A 1,199-nucleotide genomic window follows, 5' to 3' on the forward strand; every position below is an offset into this window, starting at 1 on the left:
TGTGAGAGGTGCATTATGAGATCACCGTCGGGATGCCCAGTGTCCTCACCCCGCCCGCAGGCTTGGGGATGTCCACCGCGCGCACCGCCTGCGGGATGTACTGACCGGTCAGCAACGCCGCCTTGACGCTCGGCCAGTGCACCTTCAGCCAGTCCCGCAACGCCGTCACTTCCAGAGCATCCACCCCGGCCGCGCCGCCGTTGCCGACCACCTTCCGGTACGCCAGCCGCATGTTGCTTCTCTCTACCACCGCCTCCATCAGCGATGGCGCCTGCGCTTTCGTTTGCCCGACAGCCGCCGCGCCAGCCTCCGCACCCCCATCGGCCCCAGGCAGGTTCCGCCCGCCTTCCTCCGCTGTGGGCTGCACTCGTTCGTGCATTTGGGCTTCGTCGGTAAGCATCGAGGTCTGTCGTCCTAATCGCGCTCGTTCATGTTCGGCCCTTCAGTGCCAACCGCGCACCTGTTGGGTCGGAGGAGGCGCGCTTGCGCGCTGGCCTCCGTCCGCCGCACAAACTGCACGTGCCGTTTTCCGGCATGCAGCTTTCACGAAGATGCAGCATGCTGAGAAGCAATAGAAGGTATCAATTGCACCAGGTTCACCAACCCGAACTCCCCATACAGCCGAGCCGTGGGCAATGCTTTCCAGCCCGTATTGCGCCAGCGTTTGAATCGGTGCGACCATAACCGCCGCACGATCCATCGGTCGAGTCGGTTGAAGAGCTTTCGGACGTGAGAGCGCTTGTAGTAGTGCCCCCAGCCCCGCAAGATGGGATTGAGACGTTCAATCAGTTCCCGCGTTCGAAGCGGGACGCGCCGCTGTGTGAGACGACGCACCTGATCCATGAGCCGCTGAACCGATCTCTCCCGAGGATACGCATACAGCGCACCCGATCGCACGCCACTGCGGATCTTGGCTGCGGGCAGCGACAACTGCCGCCCGCGCTTGATCTTGTAGCCGAGAAACTCGAATCCAAATCGAACATGCACGATGCGCGTCTTCTGCGGATGCAGTTGTACGCCCAGTGCCGTCAGGATCTTCGTCGCCGCCGCAATCGCGGCATGTGCTTGCGCCTTGGATGAGCAGGTGATCACCCAATCATCCGCGTAACGGGTAAGCTGATAGCCTCTGCGTCGCATCTCCTGATCAAACGGCGTCAGGAGGATATTGCTTAGGGCGTGTTCACACTAATTGGATTTAG

At 61.7% G+C, this 1,199-nt stretch carries 2 protein-coding genes; both read right to left on the minus strand.

What is annotated here, in order from left to right; all coding sequences use genetic code 11:
• Positions 1–13: 13 nt before the first annotated feature.
• Positions 14–400: a hypothetical protein gene (locus tag CF68_RS26915; protein WP_051591693.1), complete on the minus strand. Its 387-nt coding sequence runs from the start codon at positions 398–400 to the stop codon at positions 14–16.
• Positions 401–543: 143 nt separating this feature from the next.
• Positions 544–1,164 carry a group II intron maturase-specific domain-containing protein gene (locus CF68_RS36550; RefSeq protein WP_255351149.1) on the minus strand — a complete coding sequence of 207 codons (621 nt, stop codon included), beginning with the start codon at positions 1,162–1,164 and terminating at the stop codon, positions 544–546.
• Positions 1,165–1,199: the final 35 nt, after the last annotated feature.

Origin of the sequence: Cupriavidus sp. SK-4 (assembly GCF_000611125.1) — a bacterium.
Taxonomy (GTDB): domain Bacteria; phylum Pseudomonadota; class Gammaproteobacteria; order Burkholderiales; family Burkholderiaceae; genus Cupriavidus; species Cupriavidus necator.